The sequence below is a fragment of the Novosphingobium sp. 18050 genome, assembly GCF_902706195.1.
Classification (GTDB): domain Bacteria; phylum Pseudomonadota; class Alphaproteobacteria; order Sphingomonadales; family Sphingomonadaceae; genus Novosphingobium.
Window position 1 is genome coordinate 44673 of record NZ_CACSJO010000010.1, and the last position, 17846, is coordinate 62518.

A 17846-nucleotide genomic window follows, 5' to 3' on the forward strand; every position below is an offset into this window, starting at 1 on the left:
TACTCCTCCCCGGACAGGAACTCAGACAATCCCGTCGATAAACTTCGCCAGCGCCACGTCGCGGGCACTCAGCCCTTCGGCATCGTGCGTGGTCAGGGTGATGCGCACCTTGTTGTACACGTTGAACCACTCGGGATGATGATCGACCTTGTCGGCCTGGATCGCCACGCGGGTCATGAAGCCGAAAGCCTCGTTGAAATCGGCGAACTTCAGTTCCCGCACGATGGCGAGGCCGTCCTCGCGCAGGGACCAGCCCGGCAGGCTTTCCAGCGCATCGCCGCGTTCGGCGTCGGTCAGGCGGGCAATGGACATTCAGGTCTCCTTGGCAGGTGAGCAGGTTTCTCCTATCGCTCGCCCCCATGCAAGAGGCCGCCCTTTCCCCGACGAGCATCGCCGTGACCAATCTGGCGTGCCGCCGAGGTGACAGGGTGCTTTTTTCCCACCTGTCCCTTGCCCTGAACGCCGGCGAAGCGCTGCAGGTTGCCGGGCATAACGGCATCGGCAAATCGAGCCTTCTGCGCATCATCGCCGGCCTTGCCCCCGCCTTCGCCGGGTCCGTCAGCGTGGAAGGGACCGTCGGCCTGCTCGACGAACTCCCGGCGCTCGACCCGGCCCTGCCGCTTGGGCGTGCATTGGCGTTCTGGCGCGCGCTCGACGGACTTGCGGAGGGCGGACAGGCGGGCGACGAGCTTGACCGGCTCGGCCTCGCTTCCCTGCTGGACGTGCCGGTGCGCTATCTCTCCACCGGCCAGAAGAAGCGCGCCGCGCTAGCCCGGCTACTAGGCCAGAAGGCCAGAGTATGGCTGCTCGACGAGCCCCTCAACGGGCTGGACGGACACGCCGTGGAACTGGCCGAAACAATAACCGCGCAGCACTGCGCCGCCGGAGGGATCGCCGTAATCGCCTCGCACCAGACATTCCGGCTTCCGGCGATGCGCATGCTGCCGCTGTCCGACTTCGCAGTGCGGGAACAGGCAGCGTGAACGGCCGTGTCTTCGCCCTGCTGCGCCGCGACCTTGCGCGCCTCCTCTTGGGAGGGCGCGGAGGCGGAGCGATGCTTCCGGTGTTGTTCTTCCTTTCCGTAGCGATGCTCTATCCCTTCGCAGTGGGGCCGGACGCACCGCTTTTGGCCCGCACCGGCGGCGGCGTGATCTGGGTCGCCGCCCTGCTCGCTGCGATCCTGCCGCTCGACCGGCTCGTCGAACCGGACATCGAACTCGGCATGTTCGACCAGTGGGCCCTGCGCGGCATTTCCGAGGAAATGGTGATTGCCGTGCGCGTGATCGCCCACTGGCTGAGCTTCGGCCCGCCGCTGATGCTGGCCGCGCTCCCCGCCGCCGCCTTGCTGGGGCTGGACGGAAAGACCCTGCGCGTGGTCGAGATCGGGCTGCTGGCAGGTACACCCGGCCTCGCCGCGCTGGGCGTGACGGTCGCCGCACTGACCGCGGGCCTGCGCGGCGGGGCAGCTCTGTCGGGCCTGCTGGTGATCCCGATGGCAGTGCCGGTGCTGATCTTCGGAGCCGGGAGCCTGGGCACCGGCGGTGCGAGCGGCCTAGCCCTCACTGCCGCCGCCAGCCTTGTCCTCATCGCCATCGCCCCTTTCGCGGGCGGAGCCGCAGTACGCGCCGCGCGCGGCTGACACGCCAACATCGCTGCTGCGTTTGGCGGCCACGGTGCGCCCGCGCATAGTACCTTTCGCGAACCGGACAAACCGGACGGAGAGGCGGCAGGCATGGAAGACAGCAAGACCCTGATGGCAGCGGCGCAGGGCGCCACCAACCTGTCCGACTTTGGCGACGACGGCTTTCGCGAAGGGCTGGACCGCCTGCTCTTTTCACTCAACACCGAAGCTCGGCTGAACGCCGCCGGCGACCATGCACTGCGCGACCGCATCCTGCTCCACTTGCGCCAACGCTTGATGGTAGAAGACTGGTACAGGCGCCATCCCGATATCGAGGACGAACAGATTGCCGCGCCCCTTTTCGGCGTGAGCCTGCCGCGCACCGGCTCATCGGCGCTGTCGTATCTGCTCTCCAGCGACCCCGGCGTCCGTTACCTGAGGGTATGGGAAAGTTCGCAGCCCTGCCCGCCCCCCTCCACCGTCACCGGCCCGGACCCCCGGCGCGGAACCAGCGCCAGCGCCGCCGACGAACGCCTGAAAGGCGGCAAGCGCACACCCACCGGGATCGACGGCGCAATGGAGTGCCAGGACCTCATGGCGCTCGACTTCAAGAGCCAGATATTCCAGGCTTTCGCGCAGGTGCCCAGCTATTCCGACTGGCTTCTGGAGGCCGACCATACCGGCACCTACCTCTACGAAAAGCGCGTGCTGAAACTGCTGCAATGGGGCCAGTCGAAGGACGGAACGGCACGGCCGTGGCGGCTCAAGGCACCCACCCACATGCTCTATCTCGATGCGCTGAACACCGCCTTCCCCGATGCACGCTTCGTAATGACGCACCGTGATCCGACCGACGTGATGCTATCGGTAGCGTCCGTCTACACCCAGATCATCGAGAAATTCACCGACCACGTCGACCATGCCTACATCGGCGAACTCAACGTGCGCTGCTGGTCCGAAGCGATGGGCCGTGCGATCGCCTTCCGGGAAAAGGGCAACGATCACCGCTTCTTCGACATCCACTTCCGCGCGATGCTGGACGATCCGCTGGGCAATGTGCGCGGCCTTTACGCCTGGCTGGGCGAAGACGTGTCGCCCGCTTTCGCAGCGGCCATGGCGGCATGGTGGGAGGCCAACAGCAGCACCGAACGCATGGCCAAGCTCGACCCCGCAAAGTTCGGCCTCGAACCCGGTGCCGTGCGCGCGCGCTTCGCCGACTATCTCCACCATATGGACCGCTGGGCCCCCTATTCAGAAGCGGCCTGAAGCGGTTTCCCTTCCTAAAGGACAAGCATGACAATGACGCAGCCCACTACCGGCCGGTACGAATTCGACGCAGATGCACGCATTGCCCAAACAGTGACGCATGGCCCTCGCTACTCCCCTCTGACCCTGAGCGAGGTCAGCCCGGAGGGGCAAGAACAGGTCGACGCGATTCGCACCGCTTTCTCGATCCCTGAAAGCCGCCCCTTCCCCGACGTCAGCCTGATAACACTGCGCCACCCCGGAATGTTCAAGGGCCAGATGGTACTGGGCATCGAACTCGCCGCCAAAGGCACCATCCCTGCCCGCGAGCGCGAACTGGCGGTCCTGCGCCTCGCCCTGCTCGCCCGCGCACCGTTCGAGTGGTGCGAGCATGTCGACATCGGCAAGGCCTTCGGCGTCACCCCCGAGGAAATCGACCGCATATTCGATGGCTCCGAAGCCCCTGGCTGGACGCCTCACGAATCGGCCGTATTGCGCGGCGTTGAGGAATTGCTGTCCGACCACTGCATCGCCGATTCGACCTGGGACGTGCTGGCGCAGACTTACGACGAGAAGCAGATGCTCGAATATCCGATGTTGATCGGTTCGTACCTGATGACGGCGCTGCAGCAGAACTCGCTCAAGATCCAGCCTAAGGGCGGGTTCGATTATCGCTGAAACACGGCGCTGATGCACGGCGCTGATGCAAGCCTCTTCGCCGTGCAAGAGTCTGTGGATAAATTCGGCAAAAGCTGTGAGCAGGGAGGGAAAAGCGCGGTCCGTAAGCGATTCGCGCCATCCTAACTGTGATTCGCGCTGCGTATAAGCACGTACTGCCCGCGGCCTTGGGATGCAGCCCCGCCGAAGGCGCGCATCGCGCTGCGGGCTGCCTCGGCAATCGTGCGGGATCTCTGTAAAATCACCGGAAAACTGTCAGAGGGCCCCTGATTTCCGCCCTTCTGGCAGTTTCCTGTGACCTTCGAAAAAAAGGCCGGGGCGAGCAAGGCAAGGAGCCGCCCCGGCCAAAGGTCACAGGATGGGAAGAACGCCCCATGACAAGCGTTCCTCCGGGCTTGGTGCAGGCTTGACGAGAGGAGCAAGCCGCGCAACAGTAGCTAATGATAATCATTCGCATGTGCAAGCCCTAAGGAGTCACTGCATGTATCAATACGTCGACCGCCCGCTCAGCACCCTCGATGAAGGCTGCCGGTTCCTCGTCTGGTCCATGCGCGCATGGGTCACTGCGATTGGCCAGAAGCGCTGTCCTGCCCAGCTTCTGGCGCCCGCATTCGCCCGCTGGCGCATGATCGGAGGACTCCAGCCGTTTCACCGTGCGATGATGCTGCTCAATCGCGATGCCCTTGATACACTCGCATTCTGCCCGCTGGGATGCAGTCATGTGTCCGAGCATGAGGCGGTGATTCTCGAACTCATCACCAGCCTGCGGGACCGTGGTCCCACCGCGACTCGGGAAACGCTGGAACTGGTGGTGATCGAGGACAGCATCGGCGACCTGCTGGAAACGCTCTCGCGAATCGGCGCGACGATGGCCATCGCAGGAATCTTTCCGGGCGAGCCGGTCGCCGGTCCCGCAAATCCCACCACTCGCAACAGTGCGAATCAGGGTCGCGCCCACTGAGGCGCCCCTCTTCAGCTGGTCTAGTGCGAAATCAGGCAGCGCAGGTCATGCGCTGGCGGAGACCGGCCTCGCTCCCTGCGGATGGAAAGTTTCGAGCGGCACCGATTCCCGACCTTCGCCGAAGCAGGCACGTCCGAGAGAAAGACGGATGCTCAATCCAGAGGGGCGACATCCACCGAGGCGAACATCGTCTGCCCCGAAGACCCCCGGAACGTGCCGTCCAGCGGCGCCACATCGGAATAGTCACGGCCCATGCCCAGGAAGATATGGTCGGTATCGGCCAGACAGTCGTTGGTTGGATCGAACCCGATCCAGCCCAGTTCCTCGCCGCACCACAGGTTCACCCATGCGTGCATCGCGTCGGCACCGACGAGGCGTTCCTTCCCCGGCGGGGGCAGAGTACGCAGGTAGCCACTGACATAGGCCGCCGGGATGCCGTGCGCGCGCGCGGCGATGATCATCACGTGGCTGAAGTCCTGGCAGACCCCACGCCGCTTCACGAAAGCCTCCAGCGGCGGGGTATCCGTCTCGGTGGCGTCGGCATCGTAAGTAAATTCTTTGTGGATCGCGGACATCAGCGCGCGACCTGCCGCCATCACCGGCATCGCCTCGTCGAGAAACGATCCCGCCCACTGCGCGATCTGCGCCTCGGGCTGGGCGATCGGCGAAGCGAAGATGTACGACGCCGGCGCAAGATCTGAGAGATCCGGCTTCTTCATCGCCCGTTCGCGCAGCTCGGCCAGTCCCGGTCCTGCCGCATCGCGCACGAAGAAGGGAAGTGCCTCGACCTCGACCACGAAGCGGCTTTCGATCGTCAACTGCCGGGTCGGCTCGCGCAGGGCGAACCGCGCCTCGTTGACGTGGTAGCCGCCAGGGCCCTCGATCACCTGCCCCGGTTGCGGTTCGAGGCTCAGGATGTAGTCCGAGACGCTCTGCCCCGCCCAGTCCGCCGGGCGCAGCCGCAAGTTGAACTGCGCCATGCGCACGGGCTGCGCATACTTGAGCGTGGTGATATGGCTTACCGAATAGCGCATCACAGGAGCCGCGAGCGCCTTTCCGCTTCTTCGGAATCGAGCTGGAGGAAGTAGCGCGCCGAAATCGCATCCGACAGGCCCAGCAGTTGGTCCTCGATCCCCTCCAGCCGCTCAGGCGTCATTTCCGAAGCCGTCGCCGCCTGCAATTCGCCCAGCAGAGCGCGGGCGGCGCGTAGGGGCGCTTCGGGAATGTTGTCATCCCGCAAGCTAGGCAGCGCGGCGAGATGGTCGACGATCTCGTCCACCTGGAACACCAGCGCGCGCGGGTTGTCAGGGTCCAGCAGCACCAGATCGCGCACGGGATTGGCGACAGGCCCGGTAAGGTATCGGCTACGATAGATGATCTGGCTGTCGCACAGGTCCAGCAGCAAGCCGAGCGCGGCGGCGGGATCGCCGTCCCCGGTTTCGGCGGTCAACTGCCGCGCCATGCGGCAGATCGCCTGCGCGCGCTCCAGCCGCTGGCCGATCTCGAGAAAATGCCACGCGGCGGAGCGCACCATGTTTTCGGAGATCAGTCCGGCAAGTGCGCTGAAATGCTCGGTCAGCCAACGTGTGTTGGTCAGCATGGATTGCGGCTGATCCACCTTGATCGACGGCATCGGGCGGCTGACGATCCGCCAGAAATCGCGCGCAAGGCGTTCGCGCAGCGCCATGCCCACCTGCTGGCGCCGTCGCATCAGCGAGGCGACGCCGCTGGGCAGGCGCGTTTCAGTGAGCGCGCGCGCGCATATCTTGGCGACCGACATCTTCGCTGTCTCCGGGCTGATCGCTCCCCAGTGCAGCAGCAGCGCGGTCAGGCGCGGCAGCACCCCGCCGTCTTCGCTGGGGCTGGAATCGCTCTCCGCCGGGCTGGCGAGGATGGCGCGCACGATGCGCACCATGGTTTCGGCGCGCTCGTTGTAGCGGCCGAACCAGAACAGGTTGTCCGCCGCCTGGCTGGCCAAAATGCCGCCCCCGCGCGAAATCGGCGGTTCGCCCGCCACGCGGCTGCCGAGGTGGTGGCTGGTCGGCTTCTCATCGACGATCCACAAGTCCGCCGACAGGTCGCCCGCCCCCATCAGCGAAGTGGGCAGGGCCGAATTCGACGACAGGCGCACAAAGCCGCCCGGCATCACGCTCCAGCCGCCATCGGGATCGCGGGCCACGAAAGCGCGCACGGTGAAGGGGCGGGGCACGATCTCCCCGTCGATGATCGCTGGGGTGGTGGAAAGGCGCACGATCTCCTGCCCGCAATAGTCCATCGGGCGCCGCCACAGTGCGTCGATCAGCGCCGCGCGCTTGGCATCGCTGAGGCCGGCCCCGGCGACGGGATCGCGGCTTTCCAGCCCCTCGATCGGCTGGCCGAAAGCGGGGAGCAGTGCCAGTTCGTCCAGCCGCGCGGCGACGGTCGAGCTTTCCACCGCCTGCCCGCACCACCATGTCGCGACATTGGGCAGGATCGGCGCCTCGCCCAGCAGGACACGGCAAAGCCGCGGCATGAACGCAGCGAACGCGGCCGATTCGAGCACTTCGACGCCCGGCCAGTTGACCATCTCAACGCCGCCGCCGGCCCAGGCATCGAACAGGTTGGCGACGCCAAGCTGCGACTTCGCATCGAACGAAAGCGGGTCGAGCGCAGTGGTGTCGATCCAGCGCCAGAGCGCGTCGACACGCTTGGGACCGGCGATCGTGCCCACGTAGAGCCGGTCGTCCAACACGGTAAGGTCGCGTCCCTCGACCAGCGGCAGGCCGAGATAACGGGCGAGGTGCGCCTGCTCGGCATATGTCTGGTTGAAGCGGCCGGGGGTGAGCAGCGCGATACGCGGGTTCTCGCGGCGGCAGGCAGAGGCCATGCCGCCCTGCATCTGCGAGAAGAAGTCGGACAGGCGGCGCGCATGGGCATCCGCCAGCAGATTGCCCACCGCGCGCGACATCGCGAGGCGGTTCTCCAGCGCATAACCGATGCCGCCAGCCACGCGCACGCGGTCCTGGAGCACCCGCCACTGCCCACCCGGCCCCCGCGCCAGATCGGCGGCGTAGACGTGGATGAAACGCCCGCCCGGCGGACTGCGGCCGATCATCTTGCGCGCGAAGAACGGGCTTCCGGCGACCACTGCGGCAGGCAGGAGTCCGTCTTTCACCAGCTTCTGCGGACCGTAGATATCGGCGGCAAGTGTCTCCATCAGTTCGGCGCGCTGGACTAGGCCGCGTTCGACCTCGGCCCATTCGTCAGCGCCGACGATCAGGGGAATCGCGTTGAGCGGCCAGGACCGCTCGTCCTCGTCGCCCGTAAGGCGGAAGGCGAGGCCAAGGTCGGCCGCGTGGCGCGCGGTTGCGTCCTGAAGGGCGGAAGGGTCACCATCGGTCAGTCCCGCGAGGCCTGACGCGACCTTGCGCCAGCATTCCGCCACCACCGGCGAGGCATCGCCGTAGAGGTCGCCGCCCGATCCCTTCGCGGAATAGCCGTCAAGCCATCCGGGTGGAGGGGCGGCTTCGGGCTTGGTGTCGGCAGTCATAACCACTGCCTCGAAGGCGGGGTGAACGCATGCGCGTCGCCAACCCGCCTTCTCCGATTATCGTCACCCTGAACGTGTTCCAGGCTCCATCGGAGAGCATTGCCCGCACGCGCGGTTCGCCAGCCGCACCAGCGGTTTACGACATCAATACGCGGCGCCTGGAGCGCTCTGGCCCCTGAAACAGGTTCACGGTGACGGGCGCGCGAAATATGCTGGCCCTCTCCTGAGGGAGAGGACCTTGAAAAACAGGAAACGAAAAACGCGGGCAGCATCCCCTACATTAGCCGGGCAGGCCGCCTGAGGTCGAGAGTGTAGGGAAATTCGCTCGCCGATTCCTCGGACGGGCGTGGCAACGGACCGGGCGAATGGCCGTGTTCCTGGAAACGCGCCTTGCGCCGCGCCTCGGCTTCGTAGCCGTTGACCGGCATCGTATCATAGTTGCGCCCGCCCGGATGCGCGACATGATAGACACACCCGCCCAAAGAGCGGCCGTTCCACAAGTCGTAGATGTCGAACGTCAACGGCGGATGCGCAGGCACCATCGGGTGGAGGCATTCGGCCGGGAACCACGCCTTGTATCGCACGCCGCCCACGCGTTCTCCCGGCCCTACCGGCGTCAATGGCACCTGACGGCCATTGCAGGTGATGACGTGGCGGCCCGCGACAATGCCGGTGGCCTTCACCTGCAAACGCTCCGTGGAACTATCGACATAGCGCACGGTGCCGCCGATAGCGCCGGTTTCGCCCAGCACGTTCCACGGCTCCAGCGCATGGCTGATTTCCAGCGACACGCCGCCGCCCTCGACTTCGCCGTGGACCGGGAAGCGGAACATGCGCTGCGCTTCGAACCACTTCGGGTCAAAATCGTAGCCCGCCATCCGCAGGTCGTCGAGGACACCAAGGAAGTCGGCCCAGACGAATTCGCCCAGCATGAAGCGGTCGTGAAGCTGCGTGCCCCAGCGGACCAGCGGGCCTTCGACCGGTTCGCGCCAGAACCACGCCGCCAGCGCCCGGATCAGCAGTTGCTGGGCGCAGGACATGCGCGGCTCGGGCGGCATCTCGAAGCCCCGGAACTCGACGAGGCCGAGGCGTCCCGTGGGGCCGTCCGGGCTGAACATCTTGTCGATGCAGATTTCAGTGCGGTGGGTATTGCCCGTCACATCGACGAGCAGGTTGCGGAACAGGCGGTCGACCACCCAGGGCGCGGGCTGCGCCTCATGCGGACCGGGAACCTGCGCCAGCGCAATTTCCAACTCGTAAAGCGAATCGTGGCGCGCTTCGTCGATGCGCGGAGCCTGACTGGTCGGGCCGATGAACAGGCCGGAGAACAGGTAGCTGAGCGAAGGATGCCGCTGCCAGTAGGTGACGAAGCTTTTCAGCATGTCCGGGCGGCGGATGAACGGGCTGTCGAGCAGGGTCGGCCCGCCCAGCACGATATGGTTGCCCCCGCCGGTGCCGATCGAGCGGCCGTCGACCATGAACTTGTCTGCGGTCAGACCGATCTCGCGCGCGCAGTCGTAAAGCGTTTCGGTGATCTCCACCGTCTCGCGCCACGAGGCGCTGGGGTGGATATTGACCTCGATGACGCCGGGATCGGGCGTGATCTTGAGGACCATGAGGCGGGGGTCCGGCGGTGGGCCGTAGCCCTCGATCCGAACCGGCAGCTTCATTTCCTCGGCCACGACCTCAATCGAGGCGACGAGTTCGAGGTAGTCTTCCAAAGCCTCGGTAGGCGGGATGAACACGGCAAGGTAATCGCCGCGCGGCTCAACGGTGACAGCGGTGCGCACCGCGCCCTTGATGATGTCCGCCTCCACCGCCGGTTCGGTGAAGGACTTCGGCTCGGGCACGGCGCGGAAGCGCTGCGGGCCGCCGTCATTGGTCTGGTTCGAGTTTGCCTGCTCGGTCACCTGCACGCGGAAATCGGCGAGCGGCTCACGCTCCTCCGCCGTGTCGCGCGGGTGGATATAGGGGAAATCCTTCGGCGCCACGTAAGGCAGCGAACCTAGCGGCAGGCGGTAGCCAATGGCAGAATCGCCCGGAACCGCCGTCAGCAGGCCCTTGCGCACGCGCCAGTGTTCGGAGCGCCAGCGCGGGATCGACTGGTCCTTGCTGTTCCAGCGCTGCACCGGGAGCACGAAGCCCACCGGCTTGTCCAGCCCGCGCCGGTACGTGCGGCGGAAGCGGCGGGCCAATTCCTCGTCCTCGATGCTGGGATCGAGCGGGGTGACGTTCACCGCCAGTTCGTCCTCGCGCAGCATCCATACGCCGCGGTCTTCGAAGACCGGCTGGACGAAGTCCGCGTCGAGGCCCAGCCCCTCTGCTGCAGCGGCCAGCATGTTCGCGGCGGAAAGGATGTCGATGGTGGGCAGCGGATCGGGATCACCGCCCTTTTCCAGCGGCTTTTCGCCGGCGATCAGGCGGTCGTCCTGCCAGATCGGCACGCCGTCCTTGCGCCAATAGATCGAGTAGCCCCAGCGCGGCAGGGTCTCACCGGGATACCACTTGCCCTGCCCGTGATGGAGCAATGAGCCGGGCGCGAACTTGGTGCGCAGCAAGCGGATCAGCTTGTCGGCGTAAGCGGCCTTGGTGGGGCCGACGGCGCCGGAGTTCCACTCGTCTGCCTCGAAATCGGTGGCGGCGATGAAGGTCGGCTCTCCGCCCATCGTCAGGTTGACGCCGCCTGCGTCAAGGTCCTCATCCACCTTGTCGCCGAGTGCGAGGAGACTTTCCCAGCGGTCGTCGGTGAACGGCTTGGTGATCCGCACAGCCTCGGCAATGCGGCTGACGTCCATCTTGAAATCAAAGTCGACTTCGGCTGGCTCCGCCATGCCCTCGATCGGGGTCGCGGAGCGGTAGTGCGGCGTCGCGCAGAGGGGAATGTGGCCCTCTCCGGCGAACATGCCCGACGTCGCATCGAGGCCGATCCAGCCCGCGCCCGGCACGTAGGCTTCGGCCCAGGCGTGGAGGTCGGTGACGTCCTGCAGCACGCCGACCGGCCCTTCCTTGGGCAGCACGTCGGCGACCAGCTGGATCGAATAGCCCGATACGAAGCGCGCTGCGAAACCCAGCCGGCGCAGCAACTGCACCAGAAGCCAGGCCGAATCGCGGCATGAACCAATGCCGACGTCCAGCGTCTCCTCCGGCTCCATCACGCCCGTTTCCATGCGGATCACATAGCCGATGCGCTGCTGGAGCTTGCTGTTGATGTCGACCAGGAAGTCGACCGTGCGGCCTTCGTAATCGGCGTGGGCGGCAACCAGCGCTTCGAACAGCGGCCCCTGTTCCTCAACCTCGAAATAGGCCGAGAGGTCAGTCTTCATGTCTGGCGAATAGGCGAAGGGATATTCCTCGGCCTCGGGTTCCACGAAGAAATCAAAGGGATTGATGACCGCCAGCTCCGCCAGCAGGTCCACCTCGATGGAGAAGTGGTCGACCGGATCGGGGAACACCACCCGCGCCAGCCAGTTTCCGTGCGGATCCTGCTGCCAGTTCAGGAAATGCTCGGGCGGACTGATCGTCAGCGAGTAGTTGGGAACCTCCGTCCGACTGTGCGGCGCCGGACGAAGCCGGATAACCTGGGGGCCGAGACGAATGCGCCGCGAATAGCGGTAGCGGGTGAGGTGGTGCAGGGCGGCCTTGATCATCGGGAGGTAGTGTGCGCGAAACAATGCTGCACCGCAACGATGTTCACTTGTGCAGGTTGCTTAATTCGCAAGACGCGGCACAATACGATAACAATACGCCATCTCGAACTTGATCCGGCACCGCTGACAGCGGTCGGGCCGGGTCTTGGCGACCAGAGTACACAGTCGGCGCGCATCAACTCCGCGGCGGCTGGTGAGTGCAAAGACGACGCGGCAACAATTCGTCGCATCCTGCACGATTGTCGCAAAAGTGTCATCGTGTCATGTAAGAGACACTCGGGTGAAAAAGATGGATATGCTGAACGTTCGCGACCAGACCGAAATCACCGCCGAAAGCGGTGAAGCTGCCGATCTGGGCACCCTGCCCGCGCGCTACTTCAATCGCGAACTCAGCTGGCTCGCCTTCAACGAGCGGGTTCTGGCCGAAGCCTCCAATCCCAACTATCCGCTGCTGGAACGTCTGCGCTTCCTGTCGATCTCGGGCAGCAACATCGACGAGTTCCTGATGGTGCGCGTCGCCGGCCTCGCCGGGCAGGTGCGCCGCCAGATCGAGGAAATCTCGATCGACGGGTTGACGCCACAGCAGGCGCTGGCCGTCACGCACGAAAAAGCGCTGGAGCTGGAACAGGTCCAGCAGAACTCGTGGGAAGCGCTGAAAGTCCAGCTGGCCGAAGCCGGGGTCGCCGTCATCGGCGAGAACGACAGGCTCGACCGGGAGCGTGAGCGCTGGTTGCGCGACTATTTCATCGAACACGTCATGCCGGTGATCACCCCGCAGGCGATCGACCCGGCGCACCCCTTCCCGTTCGTCGCGAACCAGGGCATCGGCGTGCTGTTCTCGCTGACCCGCGTGGCGGACGACGCGCCGGTGATGGAGATGGTGCTGATCCCGGCGCCGCTGCCGCGCTTCGTGCGCATCCCCGGTGAAAAGGCGGCGTGGATTTCGATCGAGGACATCATCTGCCGCAACACGGCGGAACTGTTCCCCGGTTTCAGCCTCAACGGTCACGGTGTGTTCCGCATCCTGCGCGACAGCGACATCGAGATCGAGGAGGATGCCGAGGATCTCGTGCGCTATTACCGCACCGCGATCCAGCGCCGCCGCCGCGGCCTCGTCATCGTGCTGCAATTGCAGGGCAATTTCGACCCGGCAGCGGAAGAGCTACTGCGCCGGCAGCTAGGGCTGGACAAGGCCCTCATCATGAAGACCGAGGGCATCATCGGCTTCTCCGGCCTTTCCGCGATCTGCGACGAGGACCGCCCCGAACTCAAGTTCGAGCCTTATTCCCCGCGCTACCCCGAACGCATCCTCGAGCATGACGGCGACATCTTCGCCGCCATCCGCGAGAAAGACATCGTTATCCAGCACCCCTACGAAAGCTTCGAGGTGGTGATCGACTACTTGCGCCAGGCCGCGCGCGACCCGGACGTGGTGGCGATCAAGCAGACGCTCTACCGCGCGGGCAAGCAGTCGGCGATCATCTCCGCGCTGATCTACGCGGCCGAGCAGGGCAAGTCCGTCACCGCCGTGGTCGAATTGAAGGCCCGCTTCGACGAGGAGCAGAACCTGCTCTGGGCCAGTCAGCTGGAACGCGCAGGCGTCCAGGTCATCTACGGCTTCGTGGACTGGAAAACCCACGCCAAAGTCTCGATGGTGGTCCGCCGCGAGGGTGAGAGCTATCGCACCTACTGCCACTTCGGCACCGGTAACTACCATCCGTTCACCGCGCGCATCTATACCGACATTTCCTACTTCACCGCCGATCCGGCGGCGGGCCGCGATGTCGGGCGGCTGTTCAACTTCATCACCGGCTACGTCGAGCCCAAGGGCACCGAAAGCCTGTCTATCTCGCCGATCTCGCTGCGCTCGACGCTGAATGAGTGCATCGACGCGGAAATCGCCAATGCCGAAGCCGGAAAGCCTGCCGCGATCTGGGCCAAGCTTAATTCGCTGACCGATCCGGACATCATCGACCGCCTCTACGCCGCCAGCCGCGCAGGGGTGGATATCGACCTGGTGATACGCGGCATCTGCTGCCTGCGCCCCGGCATTCCCGGACTGTCCGAGAACATCATGGTCAAGTCGATCATCGGCCGCTTCCTGGAACATGCGCGCATCTGGGCCTTCGCCAATGGCGCGCACCTGCCCAACCGCCGCGCCAAGCTGTTCATCACTTCGGCCGACGGCATGAGCCGCAACCTGGACCGCCGCGTGGAAGTGCTGCTGCCGATCCGCAACAAGACGGTGCATGACCAGATTCTCGACCAGGTGATGCTCGCCAACCTGATCGACACCGAACAAAGCTGGATCTGCGCGCCGGACGGCACCTACGAACGCGTGGGCGAAGTGGAGTACCCGTTCAACCTGCACCGCTACTTCATGACCAATCCGTCGCTTTCCGGGCGCGGTGCGGCACTCGACAGTGGACGAAAAGTGCCCAAGCTCTCGCTAAGACGCGGCACTATCTGACATAGGGCGGCGCAACTTCGGCCCCTACGGTGCGTATTGAACATAATGATCGGCATTAGCCAGTCCAGCGCCAAGCGCGCCATCATCGACATCGGATCGAACACGGTCCGCCTTGTCGTGTATAACGGCGCGCCGCGTGCGCCCGTCGTCGTGCTCAACGAAAAGGTCAATGCCCGGCTCGGCAAGGACCTTGGCCGTACCGGCGCGATCTCAGACAAGTCGATGCGCGTTGCGCTGGCTGCGCTTTCACGCTTCGCTGCGCTGCTGCGGCTGATGGGGGTGGACAACGTCGAGTGCGTCGCAACCGCCGCCGCGCGCGACGCAGCCAACGGCCCTGAATTCCTCGACGCGGTGCGCGGCTTCGGCCTCTCGCCGCGCCTGCTCTCCGGCGAAGAAGAAGCCCGCGCCAGCGCCACTGGCGTGATCGCCGCCTTCCCCGGCGCGCGAGGCGTGGTGGCAGACCTTGGCGGCGGCAGCCTCGAACTGGTGGAAGTCGATGCACGGGGCATCCGCCCGGGCGGCATCACCCTGCCCTTCGGTACTCTGCTCCTGGCTGACATGCGCGCGCTGGGCCCGCAGAAATTCGCCGGTGCCGTGCGCTCGGGACTTGATGCACGGGGCTGGGATGCGGCCAGCAACCGCGCCCGCGGGCTGCCACTCTACATCGTCGGCGGATCGTGGCGCGCGCTGGCGCTGCAGGCGATGCGTGTGCTGGGCTGGCCAGTGGACGATCCGCACGGCTTCGAACTTCCAGCCTCGGAAGCGCTCCACCTCGCCCGCGAATTCGCGAAGGGTAAACCGGAGAACCCGGACCCGCGCATCTCGGGATCGCGCCTGGCCACCCTGCCCGATGCCGCTGCGCTGATGGCGCAGATGGTCGGCAACCTGCATCCCTCGCACTTGGTATTCTCTTCGTGGGGTCTGCGTGAGGGGCTGCTGCACATGCAACTGCCCGCTGCGGTCCAGCAGGAAAGCCCGATGCTCGCAAGCGTCGCCGCCTTTGCGCAAGGTGCGCGCGTCGATGCCGACGATGCGGCGCGCGTGGCCCGGTGGACCGCGCCAGCCTGCCCGCGCGCCGACGCCGACCGCGACCTGCGGACCGCCGCCGGGCTGCTCGCCCTCGCCGCGATGCGCACCGAGCCGAACATGCGCACCGAAGAAGCTCTTACCTGGGCCCTGCGCAAGCGCTGGATCGGCCTCGACATGCGCGGACGCGGGATGATGGCGATGACCGTCTTCGCCAATTCCGGCCTCACTGCTGCGCCGACCGACTTTACCCGTCTGGCCGAAAAAGCCGACCTCGACCGCGCGATCGGATGGGGCCTGGCGGTGCGCCTCTGCCGCCGCCTGACCGGTGGCACGCCGCGCGGCATGGCCGCTTCGGGGCTGGCGATCGTGGACAATGTGCTGGTACTGTCCCTGGATGAACCGGCGCGCCCGCTCTATGGCCCCAGTAACGGCAAGGATCTCAAGGCTCTTGCCGACTGGCTCGGCCTCACATGGCGGGTGCAGACGCGTGAAGGCGCACTGATCGAGGCCTGATTGGCCAGAACCCTCCCCTTCCGGGGAGGGCTCTGGAGGACGGTCAAACCAGTGTTGAACTCTGGGCGATCGAGGAAATGCCGCGCTTGCCGCCGCTGCGGTCCAGCTGCACGACGATATCGATCACCGAAGATGCATATTCAAGCGTCTCCGCCCGCGTGAGGCCGATGCCGGTCTGCATCGACATCAGCGCGATCTGCTCCAGCGCGCCGCGTGGGCTATTGGCGTGGACGGTCGAGAACGAACCCGGGTGTCCGGTATTGATGGCGCGCAGGAAGCTCACCGTTTCTGTGCCCCGCAGCTCACCCAGCACGATACGGTCGGGGCGCAGGCGCAGCGCTGCCTGAAGCAGATCGTTGGCCGAGACCTTGGCCTCGCCCAGTTCGCCCTTCACAGCGATAAGGCCCACCCCGTTAGCGCCCGGCAGGCGCAATTCGGCAGTATCTTCCACCAACACGACGCGTTCATGCTCCGGGATTTCCGTGAGCATGGCGTTGAGGAACGTGGTCTTGCCCGTCGACGTGCCCCCCGAAATCAGGATCGTGCGGCGGCGGCGAATAGCATCGCGCAGGAACGCGATCGGCTCGGCCATGGGATCAGGCGTCGGCGCTTCGACCGGCACCGTAATCGGCCCGCGATCGTAAGCATCCAGCGGCAGTTCCAGCAGCCGGTGCCGGCGGATCGCCAACGCCCAGTTGGCGCGCGTGGCAGGCGGACCGACGAGCTGGATACGCGCGCCCGATTGCCCGCCATAGGCCGGCAGCGTCGCCGACAGCAGCGGGTGTTCACGGTTAATGCCCTGATGGCTGATCCGCGCGACCTGTTCGGCGAGGCGCTGCAGCAGGCGGTTGTCCATCTGCGGCAATGCGACGCACTGCATGCCCGAAAGCGCGGCATCCTCCACCCAGATCTCGCCGGGGCGGTTGACGAGGATTTCAGTCACCGTCTCGCGCTCCAGCCACGGGCGCAATGGCGCGAGGTACGCGTCGAGATAGACGCTGCGCGCGGCGGCTGCGTCAGGCGCCACGGGAACCTGCGCGACATGCGGCTGCAAGGTGAGAACGTCTGCCATGGTGCGTCACTGGACCTGGCTGAAGTCCAGGTCCTTGGCGGTAAACACCCGGATTGGTTCGCCTTGGCGCACGCGGATGGTCGGGCCGATCTGCGCGCCGCTCTGCACCGCGCTGGATGCTGCCGAACCGCCGCCGGATACGATCACGTTCGAACCGCTCGACGCCAGTGTGGTCAGCCCGCCGACCACCGAAAGCAGCATCGCCGAACCAAAACGCTCGAAGAAGTGGCTGTTGACCTTGCCGGGAAGGCCCGTCTCACCGCCAAAGGAGACTGCGGGCGAACCCAAATTCACCGAGACGCCGTCCGGGCGGATCAGGCGCGACCAGATGACGTAGGCGCGCTTCTGGCCCGCCGTCAGCCCGCTTTTATACTGGCCGATCAGGCGCGACGAGCGCGGGACCAGCACGCGCTTGCCGTCGAAGCTGCGCACGTCGGTCGAAACGATGGCGCGAACATAACCCGGTACATCGGTGTCGATCGCCGTTTCCAGCACGGCGGGGATCAAAGTGCCCTGCGTTACCGTGGTGGCCGGATCGAACGAGTGGCTGGCCGAGGCGGTCGCCCCGGTGCCGCCGATGCGGGCGGCGAAATCGTCGTTGGCATTGCCGCCCTTCGCAGCTTCGCCCGCAGGCCCCGCGAGGGCCACGGCCGCACCGGTCCCCGCGTCGAAAACGACCGTGGGACTTGCATAAGGATTGGCCTGAGGACCGGCGGCCGCCTCAGGCGGCGCAGCTAGCACGGGCGCCGGGGCAGGCTCGGGAAGCGGGTCGGGCACGGCAGCCGGGGCGGGCGCAGGAACCACTGCGGCAGGCGCCGGGACCGGCTGCGGCGCCGGGACGGCCGGCTTGATACCAGCCGGATTGCGCGCCGAATCCATCGACCATAGCGTCAACCCGCCGAGCGCCGCCACGATCAGGACACCGGCGGCAAGGCCGAGGCCATCGCCCTTCTTGCGCTGGCTGACCTGCGGCAGGACGTTGCGGGTGGCCAGGTCGATGACCTGCGCACCTTCACCGTCACGCGGATCGGTTGCGTCGGCAGAGGAAAGGCGTTCGCGGATCGAGGAGTTCGGCGCCATG

The 17846-nt window shown here is 65.9% G+C and carries 14 protein-coding genes; 8 read left to right on the forward strand and 6 right to left on the reverse strand.

The window, feature by feature from the left end:
• Nucleotides 1–21 precede the first annotated feature (21 nt).
• Nucleotides 22–312 (reverse strand): 4a-hydroxytetrahydrobiopterin dehydratase, encoded by a 291-nt coding sequence (locus tag GVL61_RS11765; RefSeq protein ID WP_159980195.1) that lies wholly within the window; start codon nucleotides 310–312, stop codon nucleotides 22–24.
• Between the two features lie 47 nt (nucleotides 313–359).
• Between GVL61_RS11765 and ccmA the strand changes: the two genes are divergently transcribed.
• The 5 genes from ccmA (at nucleotide 360) to GVL61_RS11790 (ending at nucleotide 4505) form a co-directional block, all read left to right on the forward strand.
• Nucleotides 360–983 carry a heme ABC exporter ATP-binding protein CcmA gene (ccmA, locus tag GVL61_RS11770; RefSeq protein WP_159980197.1) on the forward strand — a complete coding sequence of 208 codons (624 nt, stop codon included), beginning with the start codon at nucleotides 360–362 and terminating at the stop codon, nucleotides 981–983.
• Nucleotides 980–1639 (forward strand): heme exporter protein CcmB, encoded by a 660-nt coding sequence (locus GVL61_RS11775; RefSeq protein ID WP_159980199.1) that lies wholly within the window; start codon nucleotides 980–982, stop codon nucleotides 1637–1639. Before ccmA ends, GVL61_RS11775 begins: the two co-directional genes overlap by 4 nt.
• Before the next feature lie 93 nt (nucleotides 1640–1732).
• Entirely contained in the window at nucleotides 1733–2887 is a 1155-nt protein-coding gene (locus GVL61_RS11780; RefSeq protein ID WP_159980201.1) for a sulfotransferase, read from the forward strand.
• Between the two features lie 33 nt (nucleotides 2888–2920).
• Nucleotides 2921–3544 carry a carboxymuconolactone decarboxylase family protein gene (locus tag GVL61_RS11785; protein ID WP_159980203.1) on the forward strand — a complete coding sequence of 208 codons (624 nt, stop codon included), beginning with the start codon at nucleotides 2921–2923 and terminating at the stop codon, nucleotides 3542–3544.
• Between the two features lie 481 nt (nucleotides 3545–4025).
• Nucleotides 4026–4505, forward strand: a complete 480-nt coding sequence (locus tag GVL61_RS11790) for a hypothetical protein (protein WP_159980205.1) — start codon at nucleotides 4026–4028, stop codon at nucleotides 4503–4505.
• 152 nt (nucleotides 4506–4657) lie between these two features.
• On the opposite strand, the gene GVL61_RS11795 is transcribed toward GVL61_RS11790, so the two are convergent.
• Complete coding sequence (locus GVL61_RS11795) at nucleotides 4658–5539, reverse strand: transglutaminase family protein (RefSeq protein WP_159980207.1); 882 nt, start codon at nucleotides 5537–5539, stop codon at nucleotides 4658–4660.
• Nucleotides 5539–8034 carry a circularly permuted type 2 ATP-grasp protein gene (locus GVL61_RS11800; protein WP_159980209.1) on the reverse strand — a complete coding sequence of 832 codons (2496 nt, stop codon included), beginning with the start codon at nucleotides 8032–8034 and terminating at the stop codon, nucleotides 5539–5541. Before GVL61_RS11800 ends, GVL61_RS11795 begins: the two co-directional genes overlap by 1 nt.
• A gap of 29 nt (nucleotides 8035–8063) precedes the next feature.
• On the opposite strand from GVL61_RS11800, the gene GVL61_RS24965 reads away from it, so the two are divergent.
• Entirely contained in the window at nucleotides 8064–8213 is a 150-nt protein-coding gene (locus GVL61_RS24965; RefSeq protein WP_235037649.1) for a hypothetical protein, read from the forward strand.
• A 96-nt stretch (nucleotides 8214–8309) separates the two neighbouring features.
• On the opposite strand, the gene GVL61_RS11805 is transcribed toward GVL61_RS24965, so the two are convergent.
• On the reverse strand, nucleotides 8310–11681 hold the full coding sequence (locus GVL61_RS11805; protein WP_159980211.1) for a DUF2126 domain-containing protein: 3372 nt from the start codon (nucleotides 11679–11681) through the stop codon (nucleotides 8310–8312).
• Nucleotides 11682–11970: 289 nt separating this feature from the next.
• Between GVL61_RS11805 and GVL61_RS11810 the strand changes: the two genes are divergently transcribed.
• Together GVL61_RS11810 and GVL61_RS11815 are read left to right on the forward strand one after the other, a co-directional pair.
• On the forward strand, nucleotides 11971–14151 hold the full coding sequence (locus tag GVL61_RS11810) for an RNA degradosome polyphosphate kinase (RefSeq protein WP_159980425.1): 2181 nt from the start codon (nucleotides 11971–11973) through the stop codon (nucleotides 14149–14151).
• A 45-nt stretch (nucleotides 14152–14196) separates the two neighbouring features.
• Nucleotides 14197–15693 carry a Ppx/GppA family phosphatase gene (locus tag GVL61_RS11815; RefSeq protein WP_159980213.1) on the forward strand — a complete coding sequence of 499 codons (1497 nt, stop codon included), beginning with the start codon at nucleotides 14197–14199 and terminating at the stop codon, nucleotides 15691–15693.
• 43 nt (nucleotides 15694–15736) lie between these two features.
• Here the strand turns inward: GVL61_RS11815 and virB11 are convergent, their stop codons facing one another.
• Together virB11 and GVL61_RS11825 are read right to left on the reverse strand one after the other, a co-directional pair.
• The gene (gene virB11 / locus GVL61_RS11820; RefSeq protein WP_159980215.1) at nucleotides 15737–16765 is read right to left on the reverse strand and encodes a P-type DNA transfer ATPase VirB11; all 1029 of its coding nucleotides are present in this window, start codon (nucleotides 16763–16765) and stop codon (nucleotides 15737–15739) included.
• Between the two features lie 6 nt (nucleotides 16766–16771).
• On the reverse strand, nucleotides 16772–17845 hold the full coding sequence (locus GVL61_RS11825) for a TrbI/VirB10 family protein (RefSeq protein WP_159980217.1): 1074 nt from the start codon (nucleotides 17843–17845) through the stop codon (nucleotides 16772–16774).
• Between the last annotated feature and the right edge of the window lies 1 nt (nucleotide 17846).

What these genes read in the sequence shown, in the direction of transcription:
- GVL61_RS11815 (WP_159980213.1), top strand. Translation starts at nt 14,197, where the DNA reads ATGATCGGCATTAGCCAGTCCAGCGCCAAGCGCGCCATCATCGACATC.
- GVL61_RS11790 (WP_159980205.1), top strand. Translation starts at nt 4,026, where the DNA reads ATGTATCAATACGTCGACCGCCCGCTCAGCACCCTCGATGAAGGCTGC.
- ccmA (WP_159980197.1), top strand. Translation starts at nt 360, where the DNA reads ATGCAAGAGGCCGCCCTTTCCCCGACGAGCATCGCCGTGACCAATCTG.
- GVL61_RS11805 (WP_159980211.1), bottom strand. Translation starts at nt 11,681, where the DNA reads ATGATCAAGGCCGCCCTGCACCACCTCACCCGCTACCGCTATTCGCGG.
- GVL61_RS11810 (WP_159980425.1), top strand. Translation starts at nt 11,971, where the DNA reads ATGGATATGCTGAACGTTCGCGACCAGACCGAAATCACCGCCGAAAGC.
- GVL61_RS11780 (WP_159980201.1), top strand. Translation starts at nt 1,733, where the DNA reads ATGGAAGACAGCAAGACCCTGATGGCAGCGGCGCAGGGCGCCACCAAC.
- GVL61_RS11765 (WP_159980195.1), bottom strand. Translation starts at nt 312, where the DNA reads ATGTCCATTGCCCGCCTGACCGACGCCGAACGCGGCGATGCGCTGGAA.
- virB11 (WP_159980215.1), bottom strand. Translation starts at nt 16,765, where the DNA reads ATGGCAGACGTTCTCACCTTGCAGCCGCATGTCGCGCAGGTTCCCGTG.
- GVL61_RS11785 (WP_159980203.1), top strand. Translation starts at nt 2,921, where the DNA reads ATGACGCAGCCCACTACCGGCCGGTACGAATTCGACGCAGATGCACGC.
- GVL61_RS11795 (WP_159980207.1), bottom strand. Translation starts at nt 5,539, where the DNA reads ATGCGCTATTCGGTAAGCCATATCACCACGCTCAAGTATGCGCAGCCC.
- GVL61_RS24965 (WP_235037649.1), top strand. Translation starts at nt 8,064, where the DNA reads ATGCGCGTCGCCAACCCGCCTTCTCCGATTATCGTCACCCTGAACGTG.
- GVL61_RS11825 (WP_159980217.1), bottom strand. Translation starts at nt 17,845, where the DNA reads ATGGCGCCGAACTCCTCGATCCGCGAACGCCTTTCCTCTGCCGACGCA.
- GVL61_RS11800 (WP_159980209.1), bottom strand. Translation starts at nt 8,034, where the DNA reads ATGACTGCCGACACCAAGCCCGAAGCCGCCCCTCCACCCGGATGGCTT.